The sequence below is a fragment of the Serratia sp. PF-27 genome (genome assembly GCF_030053255.1).
GTDB lineage: Bacteria > Pseudomonadota > Gammaproteobacteria > Enterobacterales > Enterobacteriaceae > Serratia > Serratia bockelmannii.
The window spans coordinates 313-26,604 of the sequence record NZ_JASGBT010000023.1 but is presented as its reverse complement, the minus strand read 5'-3'; the positions used below and the strand labels follow the sequence as shown (position 1 = coordinate 26,604).

The 26,292-nt window shown below is 52.4% G+C and carries 21 protein-coding genes and 4 pseudogenes; 7 read left to right on the top strand and 18 right to left on the bottom strand.

What is annotated here, in order from left to right:
- Positions 1-75 precede the first annotated feature (75 nt).
- The 3 genes and pseudogenes from tnpB to QMZ29_RS23250 form a co-directional block, all read right to left on the bottom strand.
- Positions 76-282: pseudogene (tnpB, locus tag QMZ29_RS23265) on the bottom strand (IS66 family insertion sequence element accessory protein TnpB); the annotation flags it as partial.
- 438 nt (positions 283-720) lie between these two features.
- Positions 721-1,824 (bottom strand): annotated as a pseudogene (locus tag QMZ29_RS23255) (IS3 family transposase).
- Between the two features lie 124 nt (positions 1,825-1,948).
- Entirely contained in the window at positions 1,949-2,866 is a 918-nt protein-coding gene (locus QMZ29_RS23250) for a LysR family transcriptional regulator (protein ID WP_282994188.1), read from the bottom strand.
- A 126-nt stretch (positions 2,867-2,992) separates the two neighbouring features.
- On the opposite strand from QMZ29_RS23250, the gene QMZ29_RS23245 reads away from it, so the two are divergent.
- The 3 genes from QMZ29_RS23245 (at position 2,993) to QMZ29_RS25885 (ending at position 7,960) form a co-directional block, all read left to right on the top strand.
- Positions 2,993-3,529 (top strand): GlcG/HbpS family heme-binding protein, encoded by a 537-nt coding sequence (locus QMZ29_RS23245; protein WP_282994189.1) that lies wholly within the window; start codon positions 2,993-2,995, stop codon positions 3,527-3,529.
- A 542-nt stretch (positions 3,530-4,071) separates the two neighbouring features.
- A complete protein-coding gene (locus tag QMZ29_RS23240; RefSeq protein WP_282994190.1) occupies positions 4,072-6,474 on the top strand; it encodes a membrane-bound PQQ-dependent dehydrogenase, glucose/quinate/shikimate family in 2,403 nt (800 codons plus the stop codon).
- Between the two features lie 1,126 nt (positions 6,475-7,600).
- Positions 7,601-7,960 (top strand): IS30 family transposase, encoded by a 360-nt coding sequence (locus QMZ29_RS25885; protein WP_502950675.1) that lies wholly within the window; start codon positions 7,601-7,603, stop codon positions 7,958-7,960.
- Positions 7,961-8,352: 392 nt separating this feature from the next.
- On the opposite strand, the gene QMZ29_RS25880 is transcribed toward QMZ29_RS25885, so the two are convergent.
- The 14 genes and pseudogenes from QMZ29_RS25880 to QMZ29_RS23170 form a co-directional block, all read right to left on the bottom strand.
- Positions 8,353-8,709: a LysR substrate-binding domain-containing protein gene (locus QMZ29_RS25880; RefSeq protein ID WP_502950676.1), complete on the bottom strand. Its 357-nt coding sequence runs from the start codon at positions 8,707-8,709 to the stop codon at positions 8,353-8,355.
- 199 nt (positions 8,710-8,908) lie between these two features.
- The gene (locus tag QMZ29_RS25875) at positions 8,909-9,100 is read right to left on the bottom strand and encodes a LysR family transcriptional regulator (protein ID WP_502950674.1); all 192 of its coding nucleotides are present in this window, start codon (positions 9,098-9,100) and stop codon (positions 8,909-8,911) included.
- A gap of 164 nt (positions 9,101-9,264) precedes the next feature.
- Positions 9,265-10,011: an SDR family oxidoreductase gene (locus tag QMZ29_RS23225; RefSeq protein WP_282994191.1), complete on the bottom strand. Its 747-nt coding sequence runs from the start codon at positions 10,009-10,011 to the stop codon at positions 9,265-9,267.
- Positions 10,012-10,099: 88 nt separating this feature from the next.
- On the bottom strand, positions 10,100-11,062 hold the full coding sequence (locus tag QMZ29_RS23220; RefSeq protein ID WP_282994192.1) for an amidohydrolase family protein: 963 nt from the start codon (positions 11,060-11,062) through the stop codon (positions 10,100-10,102).
- Positions 11,063-11,136: 74 nt separating this feature from the next.
- Positions 11,137-12,633, bottom strand: coding sequence for an aldehyde dehydrogenase family protein (locus QMZ29_RS23215; protein WP_282994193.1), 1,497 nt, complete (start codon positions 12,631-12,633; stop codon positions 11,137-11,139).
- A gap of 80 nt (positions 12,634-12,713) precedes the next feature.
- Positions 12,714-13,454, bottom strand: a complete 741-nt coding sequence (locus QMZ29_RS23210) for a TetR/AcrR family transcriptional regulator (RefSeq protein WP_282994194.1) — start codon at positions 13,452-13,454, stop codon at positions 12,714-12,716.
- Positions 13,454-14,635 (bottom strand): acetyl-CoA C-acyltransferase, encoded by a 1,182-nt coding sequence (locus QMZ29_RS23205; protein WP_282994195.1) that lies wholly within the window; start codon positions 14,633-14,635, stop codon positions 13,454-13,456. Before QMZ29_RS23205 ends, QMZ29_RS23210 begins: the two co-directional genes overlap by 1 nt.
- 211 nt (positions 14,636-14,846) lie before the next feature.
- Positions 14,847-15,773, bottom strand: a complete 927-nt coding sequence (locus QMZ29_RS23200) for an SDR family NAD(P)-dependent oxidoreductase (protein WP_282994196.1) — start codon at positions 15,771-15,773, stop codon at positions 14,847-14,849.
- A 67-nt stretch (positions 15,774-15,840) separates the two neighbouring features.
- Complete coding sequence (locus QMZ29_RS23195; RefSeq protein ID WP_282994197.1) at positions 15,841-16,608, bottom strand: SDR family NAD(P)-dependent oxidoreductase; 768 nt, start codon at positions 16,606-16,608, stop codon at positions 15,841-15,843.
- Positions 16,605-17,669, bottom strand: a complete 1,065-nt coding sequence (locus tag QMZ29_RS23190; protein WP_282994198.1) for an SMP-30/gluconolactonase/LRE family protein — start codon at positions 17,667-17,669, stop codon at positions 16,605-16,607. The genes QMZ29_RS23195 and QMZ29_RS23190 overlap by 4 nt, the downstream gene beginning before the upstream one ends.
- On the bottom strand, positions 17,666-18,841 hold the full coding sequence (locus QMZ29_RS23185) for an alpha/beta hydrolase family protein (RefSeq protein WP_282994199.1): 1,176 nt from the start codon (positions 18,839-18,841) through the stop codon (positions 17,666-17,668). The genes QMZ29_RS23190 and QMZ29_RS23185 overlap by 4 nt, the downstream gene beginning before the upstream one ends.
- A gap of 9 nt (positions 18,842-18,850) precedes the next feature.
- Entirely contained in the window at positions 18,851-19,780 is a 930-nt protein-coding gene (gene kce / locus QMZ29_RS23180; protein WP_282994200.1) for a 3,5-dioxohexanoate:acetyl-CoA acetone transferase, read from the bottom strand.
- Positions 19,781-19,888: 108 nt separating this feature from the next.
- Positions 19,889-20,959, bottom strand: a pseudogene (locus QMZ29_RS23175) (FAD-dependent monooxygenase); the annotation flags it as partial.
- Entirely contained in the window at positions 20,944-21,978 is a 1,035-nt protein-coding gene (locus tag QMZ29_RS23170) for a VOC family protein (RefSeq protein ID WP_282994202.1), read from the bottom strand. The pseudogene QMZ29_RS23175 and the gene QMZ29_RS23170, both read right to left, overlap by 16 nt.
- A gap of 191 nt (positions 21,979-22,169) precedes the next feature.
- Here QMZ29_RS23170 and QMZ29_RS23165 point away from each other — a divergent pair, with 191 nt between their 5' ends.
- The 4 genes and pseudogenes from QMZ29_RS23165 to QMZ29_RS23150 form a co-directional block, all read left to right on the top strand.
- On the top strand, positions 22,170-23,087 hold the full coding sequence (locus QMZ29_RS23165) for a LysR family transcriptional regulator (protein WP_282994203.1): 918 nt from the start codon (positions 22,170-22,172) through the stop codon (positions 23,085-23,087).
- Positions 23,088-23,608: 521 nt separating this feature from the next.
- On the top strand, positions 23,609-23,863 hold the full coding sequence (locus QMZ29_RS23160) for a hypothetical protein (protein ID WP_282994204.1): 255 nt from the start codon (positions 23,609-23,611) through the stop codon (positions 23,861-23,863).
- 72 nt (positions 23,864-23,935) lie between these two features.
- A complete protein-coding gene (locus QMZ29_RS23155) occupies positions 23,936-24,196 on the top strand; it encodes a hypothetical protein (RefSeq protein ID WP_282994205.1) in 261 nt (86 codons plus the stop codon).
- Positions 24,160-24,501 (top strand): annotated as a pseudogene (locus QMZ29_RS23150) (integrase core domain-containing protein); the annotation flags it as partial. The gene QMZ29_RS23155 and the pseudogene QMZ29_RS23150, both read left to right, overlap by 37 nt.
- Positions 24,502-24,648: 147 nt before the next feature.
- Here the strand turns inward: QMZ29_RS23150 and QMZ29_RS23145 are convergent.
- Positions 24,649-25,752 (bottom strand): glycosyltransferase, encoded by a 1,104-nt coding sequence (locus QMZ29_RS23145; protein ID WP_282994206.1) that lies wholly within the window; start codon positions 25,750-25,752, stop codon positions 24,649-24,651.
- Positions 25,753-26,292: the final 540 nt, after the last annotated feature.

The window sequence follows — 26,292 nt, the reverse complement described above, 5'->3', positions numbered from 1 at the left end:
CCAAGCAAACTTTCGCAACTCGACCGTCTGTGGACAATGCCTCTGCGGTAAGAACACCTTTACAGCATGTACCTACTTCCTGGTAATACACAGGCCATCAGCATCGGCCCAGAGGATTTTTACGGTTTCGCCCTTGTGGCCACAGAAGATAAACAGATGGCCGGAGAAAGGATTCTCATCGAGAGCGTGCTGTACGCGCGATGCCAGCCCGTTGAAGCCATTGCACATATCGGTGACGCCGGTGACCAGCCAGATACGAGAGCCCGCAGGGAATGATATCACCGGCGACCTCGTTTAAGTTCGCGAACCAGCGTCGCCAGCATGATTGGTGCGAGATAGCCTGATAGCTTCAGGCGAGATCGGCCGATGGCGACCTCACAGACCTGCTCGGGCTTTGGCTGTGTTGCTGGAGCCAGAGAGGCCGCTAGCATCAAGGCTGAGGGGTGTTCGACCACCACAGAAACAACCTTGTCCTCGATGATAACGGGTGCGGCAACATGCTGCCCGGCATGAGCCCTCGATAAGGTGCCGATAGCGACGGCGTCATTTGAACAGCGGGTTATCGTTGATGCCGTTGTTAGGAGCCAGCAGCGCGACGCTGACGTCGGGTTGCAGAGACTTTTCGACCATGGGCAACTTGAACTCCATGGGGTAGTTAGCACGGGGGGATATCGGATCCTGTCATAGATGGTGTCCACTTAAAATAGGTGGACACCATCCTTAATCATCCCAGCCAAAACCAGAAGACGTCCTACACGGGACGCTTACCTCCGGTGTCAGGCTGTTTAATGATGAATGGGGTCGTTGCTGATTATATTCCTGCCGCCGCACTCGATCTCTCCTGAGCATCTTCCAGTGAAAGGAACCAGTGCACATTCAGACATTCATCACGAAGGCTGCCATTAAATGACTCGACCAGTGCATTGTCTGTGGGCTTTCCAGGTCGTGAAAAGTCGATCGTCACCTTATTTTCATATGCCCATCGGCCCAGAGATTTGGAGATAAATTCGCTGCCATTGTCCGTTTGCAACCTGAGGGGAACACGGCGCTTCATTTGTTTCAGCTGCTCCGTAATGGTCACCATATCCCCACCACGTAAACCCTGCCCAACCTGGATCGCCAGACATTCCCGACTAAAATTATCGACTATAGTTAGCGCCCGGATCCGGTGCCATTGAACAGATTGTCAGCAACAAAATCCATGCTCCAGCACTGATCTACCCGCTAACTTCCGGACGGACGCGCCGGTGTCTGGCTGTGACATGTCGGCAGGTCGTTTTGTCCGCAGATTCAGCCCTTCCAGACAGTAAATCCGATGGGTTTTCTTATGATTTATTAACCAGCCTTCCCGCCGTAAAAGAATATGAATGCGCTGGCAACCGTACCGAACTCGCGCTGCTGCAATCTCTCTTATCCTCGGAGTCAGGGCCTTGTCATCACGCCAGCTACGGTAGTTATACACCGTACGACGCTGCATCATCAGACGACAGCCACGGCGCAGACCAATGCGGTAAGCGTCGAGCAGATAAGCCACAGCTTCACGTTTCTGGACGGGCCTCAGAACTTTTTTCGAATGACATCCTAGAGCATTTCCTAGTCCAGACTGAGGTCTGCCACCAGACGACGGAGCCGCTGATTTTCATCCTCCAGCTGCCGTAGGCGGCGCAATTCTGTCACCCCCATCCCGCCAAACTTTTTCTTCCAGATGTAAAAAGTGGCTTCAGAAATACCCATCTTTCTGCACATTTCTTCCACTCGAATGCCGGTTTCGGCCTGTTTCAACGCAAAAGCGATCTGTTCTTCGGTATAGCGGGTGTTTTTCATGAAGGAATGACCTCTTTGTTCGATAAAAGAAAGACCGGATACTGCAGTTTAGACCGGTACTGATTACAGGGAAGAGACCAATGCCGCAACCGTTCCTAGTTACAGCTCCCAATTATATTGAGGGTTAACGTTTAAAATTGCCAATTCCACCATCAAGATCATCAAATAGCGCAATCAAGCCCTCGACGAAAAGGGCGACCTTTCTCGACCGTTGACTACTGACTGGGTGAATAACGTAGAAGCAGACTGGCTCTGGTTCGAAATCATCGAGTACTGTCACCAATCGGCCCGCATGAATATGATCGGCGACTTCCCACCAGGACTTCTGGGTCAGCCCCAACCCCGCGACAGCCCATTCGACTGGCAAGGAGGCATTTGTGGTGGCGAGAGCGCCCGTTATGCGTAGTTTTTTAGGAGCTTGAGCATGCTCGAAGCGCCATTCTGCATGAAGATGGGATTGTGTGTTGAATATTAGGCAACGATGTGTGCCGAGCTCGTTGGGATGGCTGGGCGTACCATGGCTATCGAGATATGCGGGGCTCGCGACGACGACGCGCCGCGTGTCGAACAGGCGGCGTCCGATCAGGTTTGAATCGATTGCTGGCCCGCCGCGGATCGCAATATCGAATCTTTGGGCGATGATGTCGGCAAAGTGATCGTCCAACGTCAAGTGCAGAGCAATATCAGGATAGTCCAATGCAAATCGCCCGACAAAGGGAGCGATCCAACACTGCCCTAGCGGATTGGGTGCTGTGACGCGAAGCATGCCACGTGTAGACGTGGCGCTATCGATAACACGATTCTCCAACGCACGGAAATCGCTAACGATGCGTGAACCTTCCTCAAAATAGTCTTTGCCTATCTCGGTCAGTGCCTGGTGACGTGTAGTACGCAAAAGTAACGCGACCCCTAGCCGTCTTTCCAGGCTGGATACACGATCTGCCACAACGGATGACGCTAAGCCAAGGCTGCGGCCTGCCGCGGAGAAACTACCTTGCTGTACAACCTCAATAAAGATTTCAACCTCGGTGATGGCGTGCATGTATTTCCATTATTTTCCGGAAGGTCCTTCCGGAATTAAATCATTTCCTAGTGGAAGAATATAGATGAATATTGATGCGGTGTACCAATTTCTTTCTTTTCACTTTGTAACTTTGGAGAATCTGGCATGGTTTATCTAAGAACATTTGGTTTCGCAGCGGCCGCAGCCGTGGTGATGCTCGTTACTACGACATCTCTAGTTCGGGCTGCTGATAGCAATCTCGTCACTACTCGTGCGCTGGGCTGGCAAACGGCAACTGCATTAGCAAGCGAAGCGGTGCGTGTGTGCTCTAACCAAGGATATCTAGTGACGGCGACAGTAGTCGATCCAACAGGCCATCCGCAAGCGGTTGTCAAAGGAGACTCCGTGCCATTGCAGTCACTTTCTGTATCCTACCGTAAGGCATATACAGCGTATTCATATGGCCAGACTTTCAATAAGGATACGACCAGTGAATTGATCGCAGCGAAGGTCACTGGTCCACTTGATGGTGGTGTGCTAGCCACCGTACCGGAAGTCCTCTTCATTCCTGGCGGGGTCACATTGAGAACATCTGATCGAACCGTAATAGGTGGTATTGGTGTATCGGGTGCGCCCGGTGGGGACAAGGATGAGGCTTGCGCGCAGGCTGCAGTCGCCAAGTACAAGAAGGATTTCCAATAACGTCGTGTAGTCCCATGTAATCATCGCTTTCTAGGTGCATGGGACTACGAAGCATAGCGGGATTGAATATTACCCGTCGAGAAAAACGTCTCAATTTTCCTGACGTTATACCATTAGTGTTGCGCGCACATGGACATGAAGCACGTGGTCGAACTTATTTCTATCGTAGCGCAATGACTGGCCTGCTAGTATGCATACCCACCGCCTCTCCTCACAAGTTCGTTTTATGAATTCTTACGATGGATGAAATCAACTTTCCAAGTGCATCCAGAACACAAATAATGGGAAAACCCAACGGGCTGTCGTTGCGTGGGGACATTATGCTTCAGATTTATTTTCCTTTAATCATATGGACTGACATTTTAGGTATTAGTTTAAAGATTTAAATCGAAGCAATTATTATGTGCGTGTTTTTGTGCAGAAATTATCGCCATACATCAATTTCAACCCGCATAAGAGATACGAAAGGATGTCAACGCGAATGGATTGACTACTCTTATCTCCTGCATGTCTTTTAACGTCCACCCCAAAAAAGTGAAAAAATGAACGACGTGACGCTTACTCCGAAAACTGGCCACCTATGGATTTGGAGAATATTGTGCTGGCTGTTGGCTGCCCTCGGTTTATTTAATTTTATCGCTGGGTTTCTCTTGGCATGGCTGGGCGGGAGTTTCTTCTATTTGATATTTGGCGCTACCTTACTGATCTCCAGCTTCCTATTGCTGCGCCGTCGTTTCCTTGGTCAGGCAATCTATCTTTGCTTGCTAATTGCAACTGCAATATGGACTATTTGGGAATCGCAGGGGGCGTTTTGGTACATATTCCCTCGTATCTTTATTCCACTTCTGTTCGGGGTTGTGCTTTTTGCGCTAGCGCCACTACATATCCCCAGAACCAAGGATCGGATGTCGTACACGTTAGCCATTCTTTTTGCCTCAATATCGACTTATCTATTTGTTAACCTTTTCATCAATCACGGCCTGCTGGGGCCTGCTCAGCAAACACAGGCCGAACTAAGCAAAATTACCAATGAGCAATCCGGGGCGTGGGATCAATACGCTGGTTCTTTGGAGCGGCGTTCGGCGGTTCCGTATACGCAGATCAATAAGGGGAATGTCGGTAACCTCAAGGTAGCTTGGACATTTCACACCGAGGAAATACATACGGACGGCGGATTAATTATCGGGGAAGATCAAAATACGCCCTTGCAGATAGACGACACCGTATTTCTATGCACTCCGCTGGATAAAGTGTTTGCGCTTGATGCCGATACTGGCAAGCAGAAATGGTTATACGATGCCAAGGGCAATTCTCCACTCTGGCAGCGCTGTCGTTCGTTGGCCTATGCCGATATCAGTCATGATACCTTTCATCCGATTTCAACCGTGCAACAGCGAGGATCAGATTGTGTTCAGCGATTGTTCTTAGGAACGATCGATGCGCGTTTGATCGCCCTGGATGCTGCCACAGGCAAGCTATGCCGCGATTTTGGACAATCCGGCACCGTTGATTTGACACATGGCATGGGCGATGTTGCTCCTGGCATGTATATGCAAACTTCTGGTCCGACGGTTATCGAAAACGGCTTAGTCGTCATAGCGGGGTGGATCATGGACAATCACTCCGTGAATGAGCCTTCTGGTGTCGTGCGCGCTTTCGATGCACGTACCGGCAGTTTGATATGGGTCTGGGACCTCGCCAATCCTCAGTCAACGGGCGAACCGCCTGCCGGCCAGACCTATACTCGGGGGACACCAAATGTGTGGGCTTTCCCCTCGGTGGACGAAAAGCTCAAGATGATCTATCTCCCATTAGGCAACGCTACCCCCGATTACTGGGGCGGCTATCGAACGGAAACGGACGATGCTTACAACTCTTCCGTCGTGGCACTCGACTATCGCACAGGACGTGAACAATGGAAGTTTCAGACCGTGCATCACGACATATGGGATTACGACGTCCCGACACACCCCGTCCTGTATGATCAGCCCGACGGCAAGGGCGGTACAGTGCCTGCCTTGTTGCAAGCAACGAAGCGCGGTGAAATTTTTCTGCTTGATCGTCGCAATGGGCATCCTCTTGCCAAGGTGGAAGAAAAGCCTGTGCCGACCCATGATGTCGCGGCGGGTGACTACCTTTCGCCTACCCAACCGTATTCGGTCGATATGCCGCAGATTCGTGCACCACGCCTGACCGAACGCGATATGTGGGGAATGACGTCAATCGACCAGCTCATGTGTAGAATCCGCTTCCGCATGCTGCGCTACGATGGTGACTTTACGCCGCAATCAGTGAAGGGAATTATCCAGTACCCAGGCAATTTGGGCGGCATGAACTGGGGTGGAATGTCGCTCGACACCGAGAATAACCTTCTCATCGTCAATGATATTCGTATCGCCATGGAACCCCATCTGATTCCTCGTTCTGAATCTGACAAATTTAAGGCGGGTGATGGCCACTTGGGTTATTCGCCTGCGTTGGGTACACCATTTGGTGTTACCACCAATTATTTCCTATCACCACTCGGTGTTCCTTGCATCGCTCCACCGTTTGGCACGCTCTCGGCTGTGGACTTGTCCACCAAGAAGATTCGTTGGCAGGTACCACTTGGCACGTCGTATGATTCAGGGCCCTTTGGTACTAAGACCAGACTGCCCATGACAATCGGCATGCCTTCTCTGGGAGGCCCTCTCAGTACGGGCGGTGATTTAGTGTTTTATAGCGGGACCCAAGATTACTATCTTCGGGCTTTTGATATGCACACTGGCCAAGAACTCTGGAAGGGCCGCTTGCCCGTCGGTAGTCAAGCTACGCCAATGTCTTACATATCGCCAAAGACACATCGTCAATACATAGTGCTTACAGCATCAGGGGCTCGCGGCCAACCAGACCGAGGGGACTATGTTATTGCCTATTCGCTGGATGGTGAGGACAACACGCCTTAAAGTGCTCTCATTTGGCGATCAATTTTCAAATTAAACATTGCAGTTTATTCTTGACTTAGAAACTCCCCATAAAAATTGCTCGTGTCAAGCCCTGGGTGGAAATCGCCTAGGGCTTGCAGCTCTATAAGGAATGCTAGGCTAGCTCTGTTCCGCGCCGATTGGATTGACTGCGGCATTGTTGGCCAGATGCCATACAAGAGCGTCGAGAGAGAAAGCCGGGGCGGGAGCTGATGGGCTGGACTATCACGTCACTGGTAGCACATCGCTGCTGCCGCTACATGTGTTCCCAACGAGCCAGCGCACTGTGCCGCCGAACAGCGACCGTCACCAGTTCCTCACCGAGCTACAGCGCGATCACAGCCACGCAGCCCACGGCTGCATAGATCTGGTAAAGCGCACCATGAGTGAAGGGCCAGGCCTGAGTCACTTTGGCGTAGCCCTCGCGTGTGGAACGATGCCCCCTTAGCCTGAAGGACTCGACCACCACTCACCTAAGTAACGAGCATATAGGGCGCTTCATCCGCGATGCAGAGCAGGTCCCGTTGATCTGCAACCGCGAGAGCCCCACTCACGGGGGACTCTGTAAATGAGAAAGTACAGTTTCTAGTAAAGCTCGTAATGATCCAGTACCGGATCATCGATCTCTCGAGGGCTAGCCAGTGGTGCGAGTTATCGAGCTATTGGTCGCCAGCTAGGTCGCTCAGCATCGGCGATCTCGGAGAGGCCGGCCGCAATGGTGGACCAGGGAAGAACCGAGCGTACAATGCTGAAAAGCAGTTCCTCAAGCGGGCCTGCGACTGAAGCCTTACCTTCTGTCCCGTGAACCGGAGCGGCGCAATATCGTGATACGCCTGTTGGAGGCTGACTGGTCGCCAGAACAAATTTCAGGATGACTGAAGTATCATTCTCCTGACGGAAAGATCATATGTGTTTCGCACGAAATAATCTATCGATCACTGTTTGTTCAAGCCCGCGGCGTACTACGTGAAGAACTAAAAAAGCACCTGCGGACCCAGCGGATGTTCCGCCAAGCCAGGCCCCATCGGGCGCCCATATCAGGCGGCATTCCTGAATATATCTCAATTCGCTCTCGTGCGGTGATCGAAGACCGCGCATTGCCAGGGCATTGGGAAGGCGCTCTGATTTTGGGGCAAATCAGAGCGCCATTGCCACGTTCGTCGACAGAAGCACACGGTTCACCGTGCTTTGCAGGATCGAGGACAAACGGGACGAAACCGTGACTCGAGCTCTTGTTGAGCAGATGCGCCAGCTTCCTGTTCAACTAAGGAAAAGCCTAGCCTGGGACCGCGGGGTTGAGTTATTAGCACACAGGGATTTTAGTATTGCTACCAATATGGCCGTTTACTTCTGCGATCCGGGCAGCCCCTGGCAGCGGGGCACCAACGAAAATACAAATGGCCTGCTACGCCAGTACTTCCCGAAAAGAACAAGCTTGGCAAGCTATACCCATACAAGCTTGATGTAATTGCCGCCAAGCTAAACTCCCGGCCCAGAAAAACGTTGGGGTTCAAGACCCGCGGCTAAAGCGCTGGACGGAATGTTGTACTGACCGTTTGAATCCACAAGCGCTAAAAATTGGGATTACCCAAGGACAGGCTGCGATCACCTATGTATGGTGCCACCGACGCATTATCTTCGTGTGAATTGCTATCAACAGCCTCATCCCTCAATGGAAATGGGAGAGTTTCAAGTTAATTGGAATTCGAGGGACTTAATAGTCACTTAAATAAATAACGACCTCCGTTATATGTTCGATCAAAAAAATCACGGCTAAATCAATTCAATTGGCTCAAATCTCCTTTTGATCATGAAGTCGTCCAATAAGCCGTTCAAGTGGATCTGAGATATGGTCGACTTTCAAACGTAATAGGTATAAATCGTCGGCGATTCCATAGCAAGCGGACGAATAACAACATCGGAACGAATGCATCCCGTTGTTTTAGTTGAAGTCGTAATGCCAATACCGTGGCCTGCACCAACCAGTGTAAGCATCATGCTAACTGACAACACGTGTTCAACTACCTTCGGCTCGCGCTGCAGAACGCTCAATAGCTGTACTAGCTCTCGGCTGAAACCTTCGCAAATAATAGGAGCACCTAAAACAAGCGGATAATATGCCAGCTCTTCAGGTGGAACAGCTCTGTACGAAAGTAACGGGTGGCGAGCTGGCAAGACGACCACGAGGCTATCAGCCCAAACCGGTTCAGCGATAATGCCTTCCTCAACATCGCCTGTATGCGAAAATCGATGACAAAGTCGCCGGAACGTAAACCATGCAACTGTTCGGACAAAGAAACTTCTGAGACTCGGATTTCAACATCGGGCTCTTCAGCGCGAGAACGAGCAAGGAGTAACGATAGCCTTTGATCGATTGCTCCATCCGAGATTGCAATGTGTATGCGGCCCAGAAGTCCTACCGCCGCCGCTCTTGCATTCTCCGTGCTTGCTCCAATACGGCGAATAGTTTACGGACATATTTCAGGAACACGACACCCGCAGTAGATAATCTAGCGCCACGTCGATTTCGACTGAAGAGCGCCACGCCCATTTCATCTTCAAGCTCTTTGATAGCACGGGTAATGGTGGCTGCTCCATGTATAGCCATACTGCAGCTCAAGTGAAGTGCAATTCCTCGGCCAAGATGAATCGACGAAGATGTCTTAATTCCATAAGTCGTCCCTTGGTCTATGCAAATTTGTGGCTCCAGCCCAAAACCATACCCAGACGAGTCATTGAAGTAGTCCGGCCCATCATGTCACCCTCTCGGCATCATGGATCTGCGCGATTCATTGTCTCGAATATTCTATGTATTTCCTCCTTCGATGCCGTGCGAAATATTTCCGATGTACCATACCCAATCTCAGTGTCGCCTGCCGCAAAGCGTGAAAGGACAGTATCGGTAAACTCACCGACCGGCACACCCGAAGTATGCAGGCCGGTACCACCCAAATCGGTATTTACCGCAGGCGGAATTACTTCAACCACCGAAACCGAACTTCCTTCCAACTGTGAACGCAACGATAGCGTAAAGGAATGCATCGCAGCTTTAGTCGCTGAATAAACGGCGACCTGTCGACTCGGAATAAAAGCCAGGCCCGACGTAACATTCACAATTGCAGCCCGTTTTTGTTTGAGAAAATGTGGCAAGAACAATGCTGCCAGATGAACTGGGGCCTGGAAATTAATAGCAATCTCTTCCGCCCGAACTTGCCATGGAGCATCGTCAGTCAAAAAATCAACCCGACGCTGAATTCCCGCGTTATTAACTAGGACATTGACATCGCTGAAACGACTGAGAACCGCCTCCGCCAACTCTTCGCGACTGCTTTGAGCCGCAACATCGCCATACACGATTTCAAGACCGGGGTTTGCCTCTTGTGCAGCCACAAGCGCATCCAAGTTGCGGCCGCAAATGATGACTCGACTTCCCGCCTTGAGGAGTCCGACCGCTATTGACAGCCCGATCCCCGTGCCACCACCGGTTACGAGAACCGTATTTCCAGAAATTTCCATCATTATCTCCACTTAATACTTTATTGACTGTGCGACCCCACACAAATACCATCATCCACTTCACCGGCAAGCATGTAGGGTCTTGGATAAATTAGAGTTTAAGAATATGCGCGGCATTCAGATGCGCGAGCTTCTCTCGTTGTTCCGAAGTAATTGGTGCAGTCCGTAGGAACTCCACAGCTTCGGCCGACGACTCGAAGGGGTAATCGATGGAAAACATCACCGCGTCCTCTCCGATTGCCATGATCGCTCCGACCAATGCGGCGTGAGAAAAAACGCCGCTTGTCGTGATGAAGATATTTTGTCCAAAATACTTCGACGGCAGGTGTTGAAGATTCTGATTGGCAAGCGTTTTGTAGCGGGAATCGAGTCGCCACAGCTGGAACGGCAGATACTCCCCCATATGTCCGAGAATGAGCTTTGCCTTGGGGTGCCGATCAAACACCCCCCCGTAGACGATACGCATGGCGTGTCCGGCAGTTTCGACCCCCCAGGTCCAGGTTGGGCCGACCAGATTCGGATGCCCATCCAGGATGTGCCAGTGATCGGCTCGAGGAGCACCGGGATGGATATAGAGCGGCACATCGAGCTCCACGAGGGCAGTCCAAAAAGCATCGAATTGCGGCTCGTCCAGGTAGTGCCCGCCAGTATGGTCATTGATCAACGCGCCGCAAAATCCCAGATCAAGGACGCAGCGACGCAGCTCCTCGATCGCCGCTACCGGATCCTGCATCGGCAACGCAGCAAAGCCGCGAAAACGGTCAGGTGACTGTTTGATGACATCGTAAAGAAAATCATTGGCGGTACGTGCGTCGGCAATCGCGACCTCAGCGGAATCGGCAGCCTGGATGCCCGGCGCGGTCAAGGATAGCACCTGGACATCGATGCCATGCTCGTCCATGTCGGGTAGCCGCCATTCGCTAAAGTCAAACAGGCGAGGCCCCGTCAGGTTTTTGAATTCATCGGAAGCGTGCACATCGGGAACGGCATGAATCTTGTCGCCAAGTTTCAGGCCATGTATCGAGAAGGCTTCTTCAAGTGCTATTATTTTCATCACAATCTCCTTGCGTTGCGGGGAGAAGGCGGCATCAGAGCCGCCTCCTGTCAGCAAACAAAATCCGTCCGGCGTTAGCCGTTTCGGGGACCGTAAATCTCATCGACGGCAAACCAATTAATCAGTTTGCCCAGTCCGGAGGGATGGCGGATTGTCTTGAGACGTCCAAACTCTTTCAACGTATCCAGGCAGTGCTCACGGCCGAACCCGGTGTGCTTGGCGCCACCAAAAGGCATGCCCACGCCACCACGATTGTACGTGTTGAATAGAGTGATCCCGACATCCACATGCCGCGCCACTCGGAATCCCTTCTCCATGTCCTGGGTGTAGATCCCGCACACCAGGCCATACTCGGATTGGTTGCAGAGCTTGACCGCCTCTTCTTCGGTATCGAAGGGCGTGACTGTGACGACCGGACCAAAGATTTCTTCCTCGAAAAGCGTGTGATCTCCGGGCACGTTGGTGAACAGGGTAGGCTTAACGTAGAACCCGCCTTTCAGCGCAGGATCACTGGGAAGTTCCGCCTGTGCAGCAATGCTCAGGCCATCCTTGATGCCAAGATCAATGTACGACTGGACGCGTTTGCGGTGAACATCCGTGACCAGTGGGCCGACGTGCGTCTCCGGCTTCATGCCGTCGCCGACCTTGAGTTTTTTCACACCTTCGGCCAAGCGCTCAACGAAGCGGTCGTAAATGCCACGCTGGACAACCATGCGCGATGCGGCGGTGCACGCCTCACCTTGATTGAAAAAGCCGCCTTCAAGACCATCCCGTACGGCCCGATCGAGATCGGCATCGTCGAACACGATGTAGGCATTCTTGCCGCCCAATTCGAGCAGAGCGGGCGTAATGTTGTCAGCAGCGCTATGCAGGACTGCAGCGCCCGCCTTGGTCGACCCGGTAAACGTAACCTTTCTGACCAAAGGGTGGCTGGCTAATGCAGCGCCTGCAATCGGACCGGCACCTGGGACAATACTGACCACGTTTTCCGGCAATACGGTTTGAAGCAGCTCGACAATGTAGGCCGGGGTCAACGGGGTTTGTTCGCCGGGTTTCAACACGACGGTATTACCAACCGCCAGCGCGGGTGCCAACTTCCCTGCGGTATGAATGGGTGGCCAGTTGAACGGGATGATCGCACCGACCACACCGAGTGGCTCCAACACTACTGTGGTCGAAATGTTGCCGTGATCGATGTGATCGCCAGGGATCTTATCGACAATGCTGCCGAAATAGCGGAACAGCATAATAAGAGCGTTGACATCAAACGTGCGCGCTTGCGTGAACGGCTTACCATTTTCCAAGGTTTCGATGCGCGCGATTTCATCGGCATGCGCCTCAAGCACATCCGCGCATTTCAACAGTAACGCGCTGCGCTCCGTCGGCGAGCGATGTCGCCAGTCCGTTTCATAGGCTTCGTGGGCAGCCTTGACGGCGGCATCTATTTCTGCAGCGCCGCCCCCTTGCACCCATGCAATGATTTCCCCTGTCGCCGGATTCTCGACAGAGAATTTGTCCTTGGGATCATTGGAGGACCAACGGTAGGTTTTCAAGAGATCATCTGAAGTCATTTCATAGCTCCTTCAATACTAATTGCACTGCACAGTACAGTGCATTTTAAGGGTAAAAAAATAGGTACTCGATCTTCCACTTAGGCTTTGACACCGTACCCAGCGAAGAAAAGACGTACTGCACGGTTTACGATGTCGGCACGCCGTTCTGCACCCACATTGCCTTCCGTATCAATAAGACGCATCCAAAGCAGGGGCTCATTGATCATGCCAATGAACTGCTGGGTTGCAATCAATGAATCCTCCAGATGCATGGCATTTTCCCGCACCATCCGCTCCAGATACGCACTTACCGCAAGAACAATAGGCTCCTTTCCGTACTTGTAAAAACTTCTCGGTAGCTCGGGAAATCGCTCGCCTTCCAGAATTGCAAGACGTAAGAATGCGATAACTGTGGGACTCGCCCAATGATTGGCAAGCGCGAGCCCGATAGCCTGTAACCCTTCTCGCGGCCCCTTTCCCGCCGCAGCTTCTTCGATTAACTCTCCAGGATCTATACGCCCCCATATGTCAGTCACGACAGCCCGAAACAAATTTTCCTTGCTGCCGAATTGATTGTATAATGTGCGACGAGCCACATTCGCTGCCAAAGCGAGCTCGTCCATGCTGGTTCCACCGAAACCGTTACGTAGAAACGCCTCACGCGCAGCAGCAAGAACCTTTCTGTTTTTAGTAGTGCCCCGCAAAGCGGGTTGTGCCGTCTTTTCTCTCATGCTGGCATAGTAATACATTGCACTGTGTAGTGCAACTATCTTTTTCGAGAGTCCAAAAACGACCAGAACATCTTGTGGCTTCACGTCGTGATGTAGCGCAGCCAACATTAGCCCAACTCGAACAACGCCGCGGCGCCCATGCCACCACCCACGCACATTGCGACGATCGCGTATTTGACACCTCGTCTTCGACCTTCGATCAAGGCATGGCCGACCAGACGTGCGCCCGTCATGCCATAGGGATGGCCAATCGCGATGGCACCGCCGTCCACGTTATAGATATCCGGATCAATGCCAAGAAAATCACGGCAATACAGGGCCTGACAAGCAAAAGCCTCATTAAGCTCCCAGAGCCCGATATCGGCAACCGTCAAACCATGCGCCTTCAACAGCTTCGGGATCGCATAAATCGGGCCTAGACCCATTTCTTCAGGCGCGCAGCCGGCCACAGCCATGCCTCGATACACGCCCAGCGGCGCGAGCCCGCGGCGTTCAGCCACCGCACGCTCCATCAACACACATGCAGCGGCACCGTCCGACAATTGGCTGGCATTGCCCGCGGTGATCACACCGCCTTCTACGACGGGTTTAAGCGCGGTCAAACCCTCGAATGTGGTCTGTGGCCTATTGCCCTCATCAACACTCAGCACCACGGATCTGGTTGCGCCTGGCTCATTTCCCTGGATGATGGCCATCGTCGTGACGAACGGCACGATTTCTTCGTCGAAACGGCCTGCCTCTTGTGCGGCCGATGTGCGTTGCTGAGACGAGAGTGCATATCTATCCTGCGCCTCGCGGGAGATGCCGTATTTGCGTGCCACTAATTCAGCGGTTTCGAGCATCGACATGTAAGCATGCAGCGCATGTGCCGTCACCTGCGGATCGCGTTCGCGTTGCACCCACTGGAAATATTCATTCTGAACGGCCGTGATGTTCTCGTGGCCGCCGGCTAAAACAATATCCATGTTGTCGACGATCACCTGCTTCGCCGCCGTAGCAATAGCCATGAGGCCCGAGGCACATTGGCGGTCCATGGTCTGTGCCGGTACGGCGTCTGGCAAGCCTGCCGCCAGTACCGCGTTGCGGGCTAGATTCATACCTGCCGTTCCCGCTGCCAGGACGCATCCGAATACGGCGTCCTCAATCTCGATGCCATCGACTCGTGCGCGCTGCACGGCATGTGTTACGGCATGTGCCAACAAGGTTGGCGACTTGGTCTGATTCAGGGACCCTTTGTATGCACGCCCGATACCTGTGCGTGCTGTTGAAACTATCACAGCTTCTCTCATGATGTTGTCCATTCAAACGCTAATGTCATGTCAACGCACGTGCCGTACTTAGACAGAATCGTGCGTGATCGCATTCGTCAGAATACCGAACGTGAATACCAGCAATGGCGCATTGTCGACTGCCAGCGCACACAGGCATACCCCACGATCCCTCATGGCTGTCCATCAGCACAAATATACTGATATCCCTCAATGCGGTACGCCAGATTGCTCACGATTGTGGCGCCGCCGGGTTGGATGCCAGTATCTGCGCGTCTATACCAGCGTTGGTCAATTCAAGCTGGGCCTGTTCGAACGCCGAATGTGGAACACTTTCACCATCGCGGTCTTGAATGTCCGCAAAACGCGCGTGCACCTGTTCGGCTGCGTCGCTGCCCTGTCCCAGATACACGCCACGTGTCATCGTGATATGGGCGCCTTCAAAGCTGCCCGCTCCGGCCAACAGGATCGCCCTGGTGGGGGCATGCTCGCCGACCAGGGCGAGCAGCCCCGGACTCACCGCCTCTGGCCGTAGCGCAGCCAGCGCACTTTCGGACATCAGTCCCTCGGTCATGGCGGTAGCGGCGGTAGGGGCCAGACAGTTGACACGGATACCGTACTTTTCTCCCTCCAGGCCGAGCGTCTGCATCAATCCGACCAGCGCCATCTTGGCTGCGCCATAATTCGACTGCCCGAAATTGCCGTACAGCCCAGACGAGGATGTCGTCATCACAATGCGGCCATACTGTTGCACGCGCATTCTGTCCCACACGGCCTTGGTGCAATTGACCGCGCCCATCAGGTGAACCTCGATCACCCGTCGGAAGTCGTCCAGCGATAGCTTGGCAAAACTCTTGTCGCGCAGTATGCCGGCGTTATTCACAAGAATGTCGACGCGGCCCCAGACCTGGCATGCGCTCGCCACCATGGCCTGCATGGCGGCACAATCAGTAACGTCTCCACCGTTGACCATCGCAACTCCGCCATTCGCCTGTATCTCCCTGGCTACTGACTGCGCCGCAGACCCTGCTCGGTCTCCTGCCAAATCATTGACTACTACCCGGGCACCGCAGCGAGCCAGTGCCAAGGCATGAGCTCGTCCCAGGCCACCTCCCGCGCCGGTCACAATCGCCACGCGATTTTTCAATACCGTATTCATCTCATATCCTTTGGTCCCTATCCGGACCATGTATTCATTCTGTGTGGCAGACGCGAGCGTCGCCGATCTACATCCAGCTCAACGCCTGGCCACCGTCCACCGTTACCGTTACCCCTGTCATATAGCGCCCCGCATTGGAGGCCAACAGCAGCAAGGCACCATCCAGATCGTCCACATTGCCGAAGCGGCGCATCGGCGTGCGCGCCTTCAATGCCTCCTCGAACTGGGCTAGCGGCGCTTGCATTTCCGTCTCGATGTTCCCGGGGCATAGTGTGTTGACGCGGATGCCCTTACCTGCGAGCTCAAGCGCCATCACCTCAGCCAGATGCAACAATGCCGCTTTTGATGCCGCATAGCTGCTCAGCTTGCCCGGTGCGCGCAAGGCTGCCGTCGACGCCACATTGATAATGGCACCTCCTTCATGTGCCGCCATGCGGCGAGCGGCTTCCTGCGCTACGCGAAATGCGCCGCGCAGGTTCGTATCGAATAGCCGGTCAACTTCCGCCTCCTCCTGATCGAGAAAGCGTTTGGCGTAAATCAGCCCCGCGTTGTTCAGCAGCACATCGAGAGGCGCCTGCAGCTCCCGCTCTATGAGGTCGAAGGCCGGCACGACGGCAGCTGCATCGGTTACATCCATTCGAACAGCAACGGCGCGTCGGCCCTGTGCCCGCAACGCGCTCGCCAGTTCTTCGATGAGGTCGTGCCGTCTTGCCGCCAATGCCACTGCGGCGCCGGCATCGCTGAAGAGTTTGGCGGCATGCAGGCCAATACCGCTGGAAGCGCCCGTCACCAACACAACGCGGCCACTCAGGCCGAATAGAGAATCGAAATTCATGATGTCCTCCCCGTCTGACGCTGGCACAATTGCCGTTCGTTCCAATGAACGAGTGGCAGGCCGGCCACCGGAGCGGTAAAGCATGGAATGGTCGTACCTCTCAAGCTGCCGATGCAGACCGTACGCAGATCCGGGCCGCTGAAGGTAATGCTCGCCATCCACGGCGCCACCGTGCCGACACATGCGGCCATGGTGTCAAAACTGACAGGACGCCCGGTGTTGAACTCCGCCTGGAAACGCCGCGTCGCCTCTGGGTCACCGTCATCGAACAAGGTGAGCAGATCGCCTTCCGGCGTAATGGCGACCAACCGGTCCGACAGGCACATCGCGCCCCATAAATTGCCAAAAGCATCGAACGCGATGCCGTCGATGAGGCCGGGACCGAGATCGCTGGGCCCATAGATTTCGCGCGCGCTCAAGGACCCGTCGCTTTCTATGCGCAAGCGGCTGACACGGTTGGCCGTGGTTTCCGCCACATACAGATAGGCTTCGTCCGCATCCAGGCGAACCTCGTTGGTAAAGGCAAAGCCGTCGGCCACGATGCGCAAGCCGCGTTCGTCGGCCAGCGCCACGAAACCGTCGCTCAGCGTAGAGCAGACCGCATCGCTCCAAGGATTGACGCGAGTCGAGACCGAAATCCACAGGCGGTTCTTCGTATCGCGCGTCACGAAATTAACCTTGCCTATGGGTTTGCCGTCTATGTTGTCGTATAAAGTCCGGGTGCGGCCATCACGGCTCATGAACTCCAGAACGTCCGACCCAAAATTGGCGATCAAAAAATCGCCGTTCGCATCAAAGGCCAGACCGTTGGGTAGCGTCCCATGCAGCAGGCGTGCCTTGGTATCCTGCGCTGACGCGAACTGTCCACTGACGGTCTGGGCGATCAACTGCTGCGTACCGTCCTTGCCCACGCGCATCACACCGCCACGCGCATCCGCCACCCACAGTGTGCCATCGGGCTCGGCGAGCACACACTCAGGTCGTTGCAGATCGTGACCGACGTGATAAATCGCATCACAGCTCAGTGTCCAGTTTTTCAGAGGATTGTCGCGCCGCATCATGTCCGTACTCCTTGGGCGCCCAGTTCCTGAAACGTGACTGAAATCCAATCTGCGATGTAATCGCGTGCATTCGTCAGATTGTCGGCGCTGCAATGCTCCACGCCGCCGTCTTCGGACATGAAAACTTTCAGTTCCCGCTTAGGGCTGTTCACCGCGCCGTCATACTGCTTATGTGCATACTCCAGCGGGATCTGCCGGTCGTTGGAGCCGTGCGTGACGAGGAACGGAACCGTAATCTGCGCGATCACCGGCGCCAGTGTCACTGCGGAAGAGAACTCCATGAAATCGTCCAACGACTTACGGCCCCATACCCACTGCACGTGATTCCAGTAATGCGGCACGGGCCGATCGCCTTGACGGGCCAAACGGAGTTTCTGCAACCCGCCCCAATCAAAGTTCGCTCCCCAGGCCACGCACAGTTTCAGGCGTTTTTCCATTGCAGCGGCTCTCGGCGCGTAATAGCCGCCGAGTGACCATGCACAAATGCCCAGCATCGATGTGTCTACGTCGGGGCAGGTTTCCAGGTAATCGACCACCGCACCCGCCCATATTTCGGATTCGACCAATGCTGTCAAACCATGTAGACGCAGGGCTTCGCCAACGCCAGGATGATCGACTGACACGCTGGAGATCCCCCGCTGCGCCAGTGCCTGCTGGATGCCCGAGCCGTAAATCATTTCCTTGGTGCTGTCCAAGCCGTTGCCCAGCACGATGCACGGCGCTGGCGAATCGTCCGTCCGATTGGCTCGGACAAACAACCCGGCAATCTCCTTATCCTGAAATGGGATAGAGACACGCGTGCAATTCTCTTCGTGCAGTGCTATGTAACGCGCGAAGCTATCGAGCATCTTCTGGTAGACCGCCTTGCGGGGCGGATAGTCAGGGGGCTGCATGCGTTCGGCTGTCATGTAGTACACCGATGCGCGGCCATATTTCTCGCCGGCGCTCAAGCGGCGCCCGGCTGCTTCGTCGGTGCCTGCCGCCTCGCACAACTGATCGGCCTGGCCGCACCAGGCACGAAAGAAATCATCGGTGCCTTTATCGTCCCCGCGTTGCGCCGCCTCAACCAACTGGCGGCAGATCCGGTCGACCTCGCCGATGTTTCCGCCTACGCCCAGCGCAATGCTGGTCGAAAGGTTCCATACATAGTTCCCGGGAAAATATTCGAACATGCTGAGTCCTCAAAAGTTAGTGGAATCTCGGCCTTTCAGGCCAAGCATGGCGCGCGCCTCATCGGGCGTCGCGATCTCCAGAGACAGTTCATGCAGGATGCGGCGGATCTTGTCGACCTGCTCGGCACTCGATACCGCCATCTGGCCACGTCCCAAATACAAGCTGTCTTCGAGACCCACGCGCACATTGCCGCCCATCACCGCGCCCATCGTCAGTAAAGGCATTTGATGCCGGCCTGCGCCCAACACGGAAAAACGATAGTTTTCGCGCCCGAACAGGCGATCGGCCGTGGTACGCATGATCGTCAGGTTTTCCGCATCTGGCCCCATGCCGCCGAGAATGCCGTAGCAGGTCTGAATAAACAGGGGCGGTTTGATCAGGTTTTCGTCGACGCAATACGCCAGGTTGTAGAGATGACCCAGGTCATAGCACTCGCACTCAAAGCGCGTGCCGCAACCATCACCCAGTGTTTGCAGGATGTACTTGATGTCACAGAAACTATTGCGAAAGACATTGTCTTCCGTACCCTCAATCCAGGGCTTTTCCCAATCGTGGCGCCATTCCTCGATCTTGCGCGCGGCGGGATGAATCGAAAAGTTCATCGACCCCATGTTCAACGACGCCAATTCGGGCTTGGCTTGCAGCGGATAGGCCAGGCGTTCATCCAACGACATTCCGACGCCGCCGCCGGTAGTGATATTGATCACTGCATCCGTGGCCTCCGCAATGCGCGGCACGAACTGATCAAATACCTGTGGATCGGGTGTGGGGCGGCCGGTTTGCAGATCGCGAGCGTGCAGATGCAGGATCGCCGCACCGGCGTTTGCGGCATCGATGGCCTGCTTGGCAATTTCGGCGGGAGTGATTGGCAAATAGCGAGACATCGAAGGGGTATGTACCGCGCCCGTCACCGCACAACTGATAATGACTTTATCCATGATTTATTCCTGGTTCGGTTTACATGCAAAATGGAATAGTTAGAAAGCTGGCTCCATCAATTGAGCAAGGGCGCTTCCCACGAGTGCCTTATGGTCACCCGAGGACCGGCCATCCCATTCGGCCAACTCCCACTCAACCTCTTGCTGCCCGATCCGATAGACCAAGTCTGCACGTGTAAATCTGCGGCAGGAAAACTCCCTCAGCACGGTCTCGAGATCATCACCGCCTCCCAACATCTGGGCGAGTAATACCGAATCCTCAATTGCCATACCCGCCCCCTGGGCCAAATGCGGCGTACTCGTGTGGGCAGCGTCACCCAACAACAGGACGCGCCCTTTGTGCCAGGGAAGCGGCAACATCGTCGTTTCAATGGGTCGATAGACGACCTGGGCTGGATCGGTGATCTGCTCACGCAAACTGCCAACGATGCCACCGTACTCTGCCAGCCGAGCTTTCAATAATTCGTGTAACTGTTCGGTGGGATGATGTGGATTGCCGGGCTCTGGTGTGACCAGTAACAAGTACATCAACTTACTCGATAGTGGAACCAAACCGGCTTTGCTCTTTGCACCATAGAACATCATGCCCCACTCCAATTCTGGAGGCCGGAGGAAGTTGTGCCGCCAAACCGCCTGGCCGGTGTATACCGGCGCGTGCCTATCTCCGAACAACTGATGACGCGTCTGTGAATAGGCACCGTCCGCGCCTATGATCAAATCATACTGATCTTGCGTGCCATCAGAGAAGGACACACGTACGCCATTAGCACCATCCTCCCACCAGGACACGGTTTCACCCAACCTAACCCGCGACCCTTGTGCCAGCGTGGTATCAACGAGAATCTTGTGCAAAGCAGGTCGGGTAATCCCACTGACAGGCGGGTATCCGGCACCAGCGACGTTCACGCCCACCATATCTTCCAGTACTTCTCCTTGGGAGTCGCAAAATCGCCAGCCCTGGAATCCTTGCCCTTGCTTCAGACAAGCATCGCCCAAATCCAATGCACGCAAGGCGCGGAGCACGTTGGAGGGCTGAATGATGCCCACCCCGTACACAGACCAAGCCGGATTCTTCTCGATGACCTCAACGTTGATCCCCTGACGATGTAAGGCGATAGCCGCGGTCAGGCCTCCGATTCCTCCACCGATGACCAATACGCGCGTTACTTTTCCGGACATGACGCCTCCCCATCAATCGCCCCAGCTTGATTGTGCTCAACAATTTCATCAGGTATCCGTCCATCGGTGAGATACCGAAACTCCCAGGCGGGTGGCGTATCGAGAAATGTGGGCTGGTTGTGTGTCCAGTGAGAGTAAGCGAATAGCGGCACCGGCCACTCCCGCGGTACCCACGTATCATCGACGTAATCAGAATCCGTACCGTACTCAGCTTCACCGCCGGCAGGGCACGGCAAGTAAACAAACAGTGCTGAGTCCACACGATGGCGGCCCAAGCCCACGATTGATTTTGTCCAACCTTGACGGCCCATATGATTCACGCCAACCATCAGTTCATCGATGTCCTCCACACCGAAGTTGGCATGATGAAACCGCGCTTGACCATCCATACCGGGAAATGGCGCGTTCGCATTCACAGCCAAAAAACTATGATGGTTATTGCTGCCATCCGCGCGCAAATAAATGCCGACGCCATGCTGGTAGTCAGACACCCTGAAACCCAGTCGCTCGCGGAAGAATGCGCTGCACCGAATGAAATCCGGTACCGCAAACACCACATGACCGATTGTTTTAGGCCGCGCTCGTTGACGCCATTTGCGATGCGTATTAAGGCGTCTCACCACTCCTGGTGCATTGATAGGATCTGGTGCATTTATTACTGGGCGCTTGATAAACACTTGAAGTGCCAACGGCAATCCCCCATCGCTCAAGAAATAGGCTATTCCGTTCTCAATGCGAACTTCGCGGTCGCGCCGAAGCCCCTCCACCAAACTATCTAACGAGGCAGCGTTGTCAACGCCAAGCACAACCTCACGTACACCCGGCCCGACTAGGCTGGATAAGGGGAGGCGCCTATCCGACAACGCTAATATACGTACTTCGGAGCCCTCATCGAGCCTGAATACACTTTCGTCAGCATCACTCGACACCAGAGGCAGACCAAAGTCGACAAAGAAACGCGTACTCTCTTCAACATCCTCCACTCCGTAGGTCAATGCTTGAATTCCTATGATAGCCATCTCGATTCCTCCTCAGCTTCTGGGATTATGAGGTATGGAGATTCAAATCAGAGATGGAAATCAATACCATGAAAATTATCTGATCGAGCTGCACTCCATTGAAGAAACCTTATACATTTGCTACAGTATTGTTTAAAAGTTGTTAATTTTAATGATGAGCATTCATAAAACAAACTGTTACAGGTAAAAGCATGCGATTCAATAAACTAGATCTTAATTTGCTGGTCGTTTTGAATGCATTATTGACTGAATCCAGCGTCAAGAAAGCCGCCGAGAAGTTATACCTTAGCCCAGCTGCTACCAGTAATGCGCTAGCTCGTCTACGTAACTACTTCGAAGACGAACTATTAATACAAATTGGCAAGAGAATGGTGCTTACTCCAAAGGCTATTGCCTTAAAGAAGCCAGTAAGCGTCGTACTTTTGCAAATCCAATCTATTACGACAACTGTTCCTACTTTTAACCCTAGGACCTGTGAACGTCGCGTAACTATAGAAGCATCAGATTATGTGATGAATGTCTTTCTCGCAGATATGCTGCGACACATCTGGCAATGTGCACCTTTTATGCAATTTGACTTGCGTCTGGTTAATGCCAAATCTCATACCAATCTTGAAAACGGTGAAATTGACTTGTTGATAACTCCAGAGGCATTTACTGCCACCGGTCATCCCGCAGAACGCTTGTTTGATGATGATTGGTCGTGCGTTACATGCGCGCACAATAGCCAACTACACGAATCACTTTCGGTGGAAGACTATATGACATACGGTCACGTTACTTTCAGTTGGAATAACGACATGTTTTCCTCCTATGAAGAAAGACTCCTCAAACAGTTTGGCTATACCCGTCACATTGAAGTTATCGCACCGAACTTTGCAGTATTACCTCAGTTTTTAATCGGAACGCGTCGCATCGCTACTTTGCAAACTCGGCTAGCTCATAAGTTAGCATCACAAATTCCTCTACGTGTATTTTCCTGCCCCTTACCTATCCCTCATATAGTAGAGAAACTTCAGTGGCGTAAACATGATGACTTTGATCCCGTCATCTCTTGGGTTTGTAAAACAATGCATTATTTTGCACTAAATCAGATAGAGCCCCTCTGAAATAACATTCTTTTTTAATATCCATTAATAACGCCTTCAATTCCCTCCTGATATAAATGTATTGATTGCGACAATATCAAATCCCAACCTTGATCTGGTATTGTCTATTTCTTCTTTAAAACACCCGCGCTAGACGTCCGCTAGTGAGTTGCCACCCAGCGATGATAGTACCCTGAACTGAGACACGGCCATAGACAGATTCTGTCCTCACGATGAGGTCTGTTCAAGGTCCTCCGGACTGACACCTTCGAGATGACTGTGGCGCCGGGCCCGGTAGTGGAACACTCCACTGCAATCGAAGATAGGCAATATCTATCAGCACAGGACGGCTACGCCGCGCACCTGATGGCGTTCTTTTGCCGCTCAGTTGCCGCATGCATGCGCTGAAGCGCATATCGTGACGGTGTTTTGAGCGCAATGGCACAACACGGATCCATCGATGTAACGATATCGACAGAACAATTTACTGGTTGTGCACACAGTTGTTATACGACTCATTTAATCGCAAAGAGGAACTTATCATGAGTGATACCCTGACTGTCATTGCGACAGCACCGACCGGTTTACCCTATAGCTACACCTTCAGTGATATGGGAAATTTCAATGAGGCCGGTTCAGCCTTTGACAATCCGGTTGCCGTCGAAGCCCTGCAGCTGGCGCACGCCATTTTGTCGATGGAAGACGGCAGTTATACCAAAGGCCTGCTGGCCCGCTGGCTGGAGCTGGGTAAAGAGAAGTTTGACATGAACATCCTGAAACGTTTTGCTCAAACTTAAAGCTACCGGGCTGATCATCCCGAAACGGCCTACTTTGACATCAAAGCGCTTGAAAACGAACCGGGCAAAAAGGTGACGGCGAATGCCTTTGCGCCTTTCCTGGGGATGTGGAATTACCTTAAGGCGGACGGCGCCCCTCTGTCGCTTGACGTCACCTCCATCGGCCTGACCTTTAACCGTGACATCCTCACACCGGTGTCGTTTGCACTGAATAACAATCCGCCGGGGCAATATCCGATTTCCGGCAACTTCGGCAAGAGTATGTTCGACGATATCTGTCAACCACTCTATGGGGGCTGGGCAGGATCGTGGCAAACCGTGGTTACACGTTGAAGATGCGGATGGACAACGGGCCCGAACTGATCTCACTGGCGCTGGCCCAATGGGCCGAAGAACATGGTGTGCGGCTCCAATTTATCAAGCCGGGTAAGCCTACACAAAATACTTTTATCGAACGGTTCAACCGGACATACCGGACAGAAATCCTGGATTTTTATCTGTTCAGAACACTGAATGAAGCGCGGGAAATTACAGAGCGCTGGCTGATGGAGTATAACAACGAGCGGCCTCATGAATCCCTGAACAACCTGACACCTGAGGAATTTATCCGAAGTCTGCAAAAAGGCCCGGTTCTCTGATTTAGCCTGGCACCGATATTGGGAAGGGATCAAAACACCGGAAATCTCAAAAAGTGCATGGAACTAAAGCCGGGATGCTTACAGTGGGGTCAGCCCAAAATACAAGCTCAAGTGCCTAAATTACTCAAGGCTATTCATAATACTCTATTAGTGAGTACCAAGCTTAATATACTGAAGGCTAATTGTCCTCACATCATAAGATTCTAGCCCGCTTTCATCTATTATTGGTAAATTATCATAAACATCAATCATCTTAGATAACGCCTCGACATCAAGGTCTGTTAGCATCTCAGGCAGACCAACTTTTTTAAGTATCTCTTGTGGTCCGCCTGGGCAGCACGTACTAATAACAGGAGTTCCCAGAATTAATGACTCAACAATTACGTTCCCAAACCCTTCGCTGTCAGAACTCATAACCATCATGCGTGCATGTTTCATGTAAGGGAAAGGGTTAGATTGAAAACCCAGAAACAACACACTGCCTGCAATATTAAGTTCATCAGCTAGCCGTTTTACTACAGCGATCCGCTCTTCTGTCCCTGTACCTAGTAAAACTAGTTTCGCACGAGAGGACAGTCCCGATAGAGCAAATGCGCGTAATAAACGATCTTGGCGTTTTTGCGGGTGAATACGAGCAACATTGATTAGATAATTCGTTCCTGAAAGCTCACAAAATTCGTCAGCCCGTTTTTTCAGTGCATATAAATCGAAAGGGTTATTTATTACGGTGCTCTTCGCTGGTCGGACTCCCAATACCTTGACTATGTCGTCCAGTACCGACTGAGAGACGGCGATAATATTACGGTTCTTATAAATACGCTTCATTTTAAACTTCTTGAACCAATAATTAATGCCTTTACGATGCCCTAGATAAGTCGAAGAAAGAACACCATGAATACAGTACCACAAGCGGGACGTGTTGATAACACAACTCTGAGCAACAATACGATCAGTTTTATGCAAATTAGAAATAATGATGTCATATTTGCCATTTTTTTCTTCATCTAAACGTAACACAGAATCCAACTTTTTAGCCCGCCGGGTAAGCTCAGTAAGTTTTCTCCATGGAGCATTGCTGTGAGATATGATTACTCGATATTCGACACCAACTGGCAAAGAATATACACATTTTTCGCCAAGCGAATAAAGTGTAACGTGATGCCCCATTTTATGAATTGACTCACTCAAAGTTAACACAACCTTTTCAGCCCCCCCACCCGGCAAACCATCAATTATCATTAAAAAACGCATACCACCCTCCGAATTAGCTGTTAAAAAACTTATACCATCTCTATATCAAAGAATAAAATAGCATTATAAAATTAATCGACCGCTCATGTTATGAGCAAAAAACAATTTATTTTTACCATCTTAGATGTTAATTGAATTCTAAAAAATTATTATCACCTCGATTTGTAAAAATGATAATGCACGTGATCGAAATACCCCCTAATATTTGAGCAGGATAGATAGAAAAGCATTAGAATACATAAAACCATCTCAAGCAAACCCCACCCATTTATTTTGGACGCAATTAGATTGAGATTTCCAAGGCACTGCGCACTATAGTAATTAGACTCAGATCATCAACTAACACCAATATAATTTAAAAACCACACACATTCAGAATAAGTCAACCAAAAAACCCACATCGCTCCACAGATGATACATCATCTAGAATTCACTTGAAAAGTTGATTTTATCTATTATAAGAATTCACAGTACAAACTTATCATAGTATGTTCTATACCGAGCCACTCATTACGTATCTATAGAAATAAACTAACCTGC

Coding starts and splice junctions, on each gene's coding strand:
- QMZ29_RS23250 (WP_282994188.1), bottom strand. CDS start 2,866: ATGCACGCCATCACCGAGGTTGAAATCTTTATTGAGGTTGTACAGCAA.
- QMZ29_RS23245 (WP_282994189.1), top strand. CDS start 2,993: ATGGTTTATCTAAGAACATTTGGTTTCGCAGCGGCCGCAGCCGTGGTG.
- QMZ29_RS23240 (WP_282994190.1), top strand. CDS start 4,072: ATGAACGACGTGACGCTTACTCCGAAAACTGGCCACCTATGGATTTGG.
- QMZ29_RS25875 (WP_502950674.1), bottom strand. CDS start 9,100: ATGGCTATACATGGAGCAGCCACCATTACCCGTGCTATCAAAGAGCTT.
- QMZ29_RS23225 (WP_282994191.1), bottom strand. CDS start 10,011: ATGATGGAAATTTCTGGAAATACGGTTCTCGTAACCGGTGGTGGCACG.
- QMZ29_RS23220 (WP_282994192.1), bottom strand. CDS start 11,062: ATGAAAATAATAGCACTTGAAGAAGCCTTCTCGATACATGGCCTGAAA.
- QMZ29_RS23215 (WP_282994193.1), bottom strand. CDS start 12,633: ATGACTTCAGATGATCTCTTGAAAACCTACCGTTGGTCCTCCAATGAT.
- QMZ29_RS23210 (WP_282994194.1), bottom strand. CDS start 13,454: ATGTTGGCTGCGCTACATCACGACGTGAAGCCACAAGATGTTCTGGTC.
- QMZ29_RS23205 (WP_282994195.1), bottom strand. CDS start 14,635: ATGAGAGAAGCTGTGATAGTTTCAACAGCACGCACAGGTATCGGGCGT.
- QMZ29_RS23200 (WP_282994196.1), bottom strand. CDS start 15,773: ATGAATACGGTATTGAAAAATCGCGTGGCGATTGTGACCGGCGCGGGA.
- QMZ29_RS23195 (WP_282994197.1), bottom strand. CDS start 16,608: ATGAATTTCGATTCTCTATTCGGCCTGAGTGGCCGCGTTGTGTTGGTG.
- QMZ29_RS23190 (WP_282994198.1), bottom strand. CDS start 17,669: ATGATGCGGCGCGACAATCCTCTGAAAAACTGGACACTGAGCTGTGAT.
- QMZ29_RS23185 (WP_282994199.1), bottom strand. CDS start 18,841: ATGTTCGAATATTTTCCCGGGAACTATGTATGGAACCTTTCGACCAGC.
- kce (WP_282994200.1), bottom strand. CDS start 19,780: ATGGATAAAGTCATTATCAGTTGTGCGGTGACGGGCGCGGTACATACC.
- QMZ29_RS23170 (WP_282994202.1), bottom strand. CDS start 21,978: ATGGCTATCATAGGAATTCAAGCATTGACCTACGGAGTGGAGGATGTT.
- QMZ29_RS23165 (WP_282994203.1), top strand. CDS start 22,170: ATGCGATTCAATAAACTAGATCTTAATTTGCTGGTCGTTTTGAATGCA.
- QMZ29_RS23160 (WP_282994204.1), top strand. CDS start 23,609: ATGAGTGATACCCTGACTGTCATTGCGACAGCACCGACCGGTTTACCC.
- QMZ29_RS23145 (WP_282994206.1), bottom strand. CDS start 25,752: ATGCGTTTTTTAATGATAATTGATGGTTTGCCGGGTGGGGGGGCTGAA.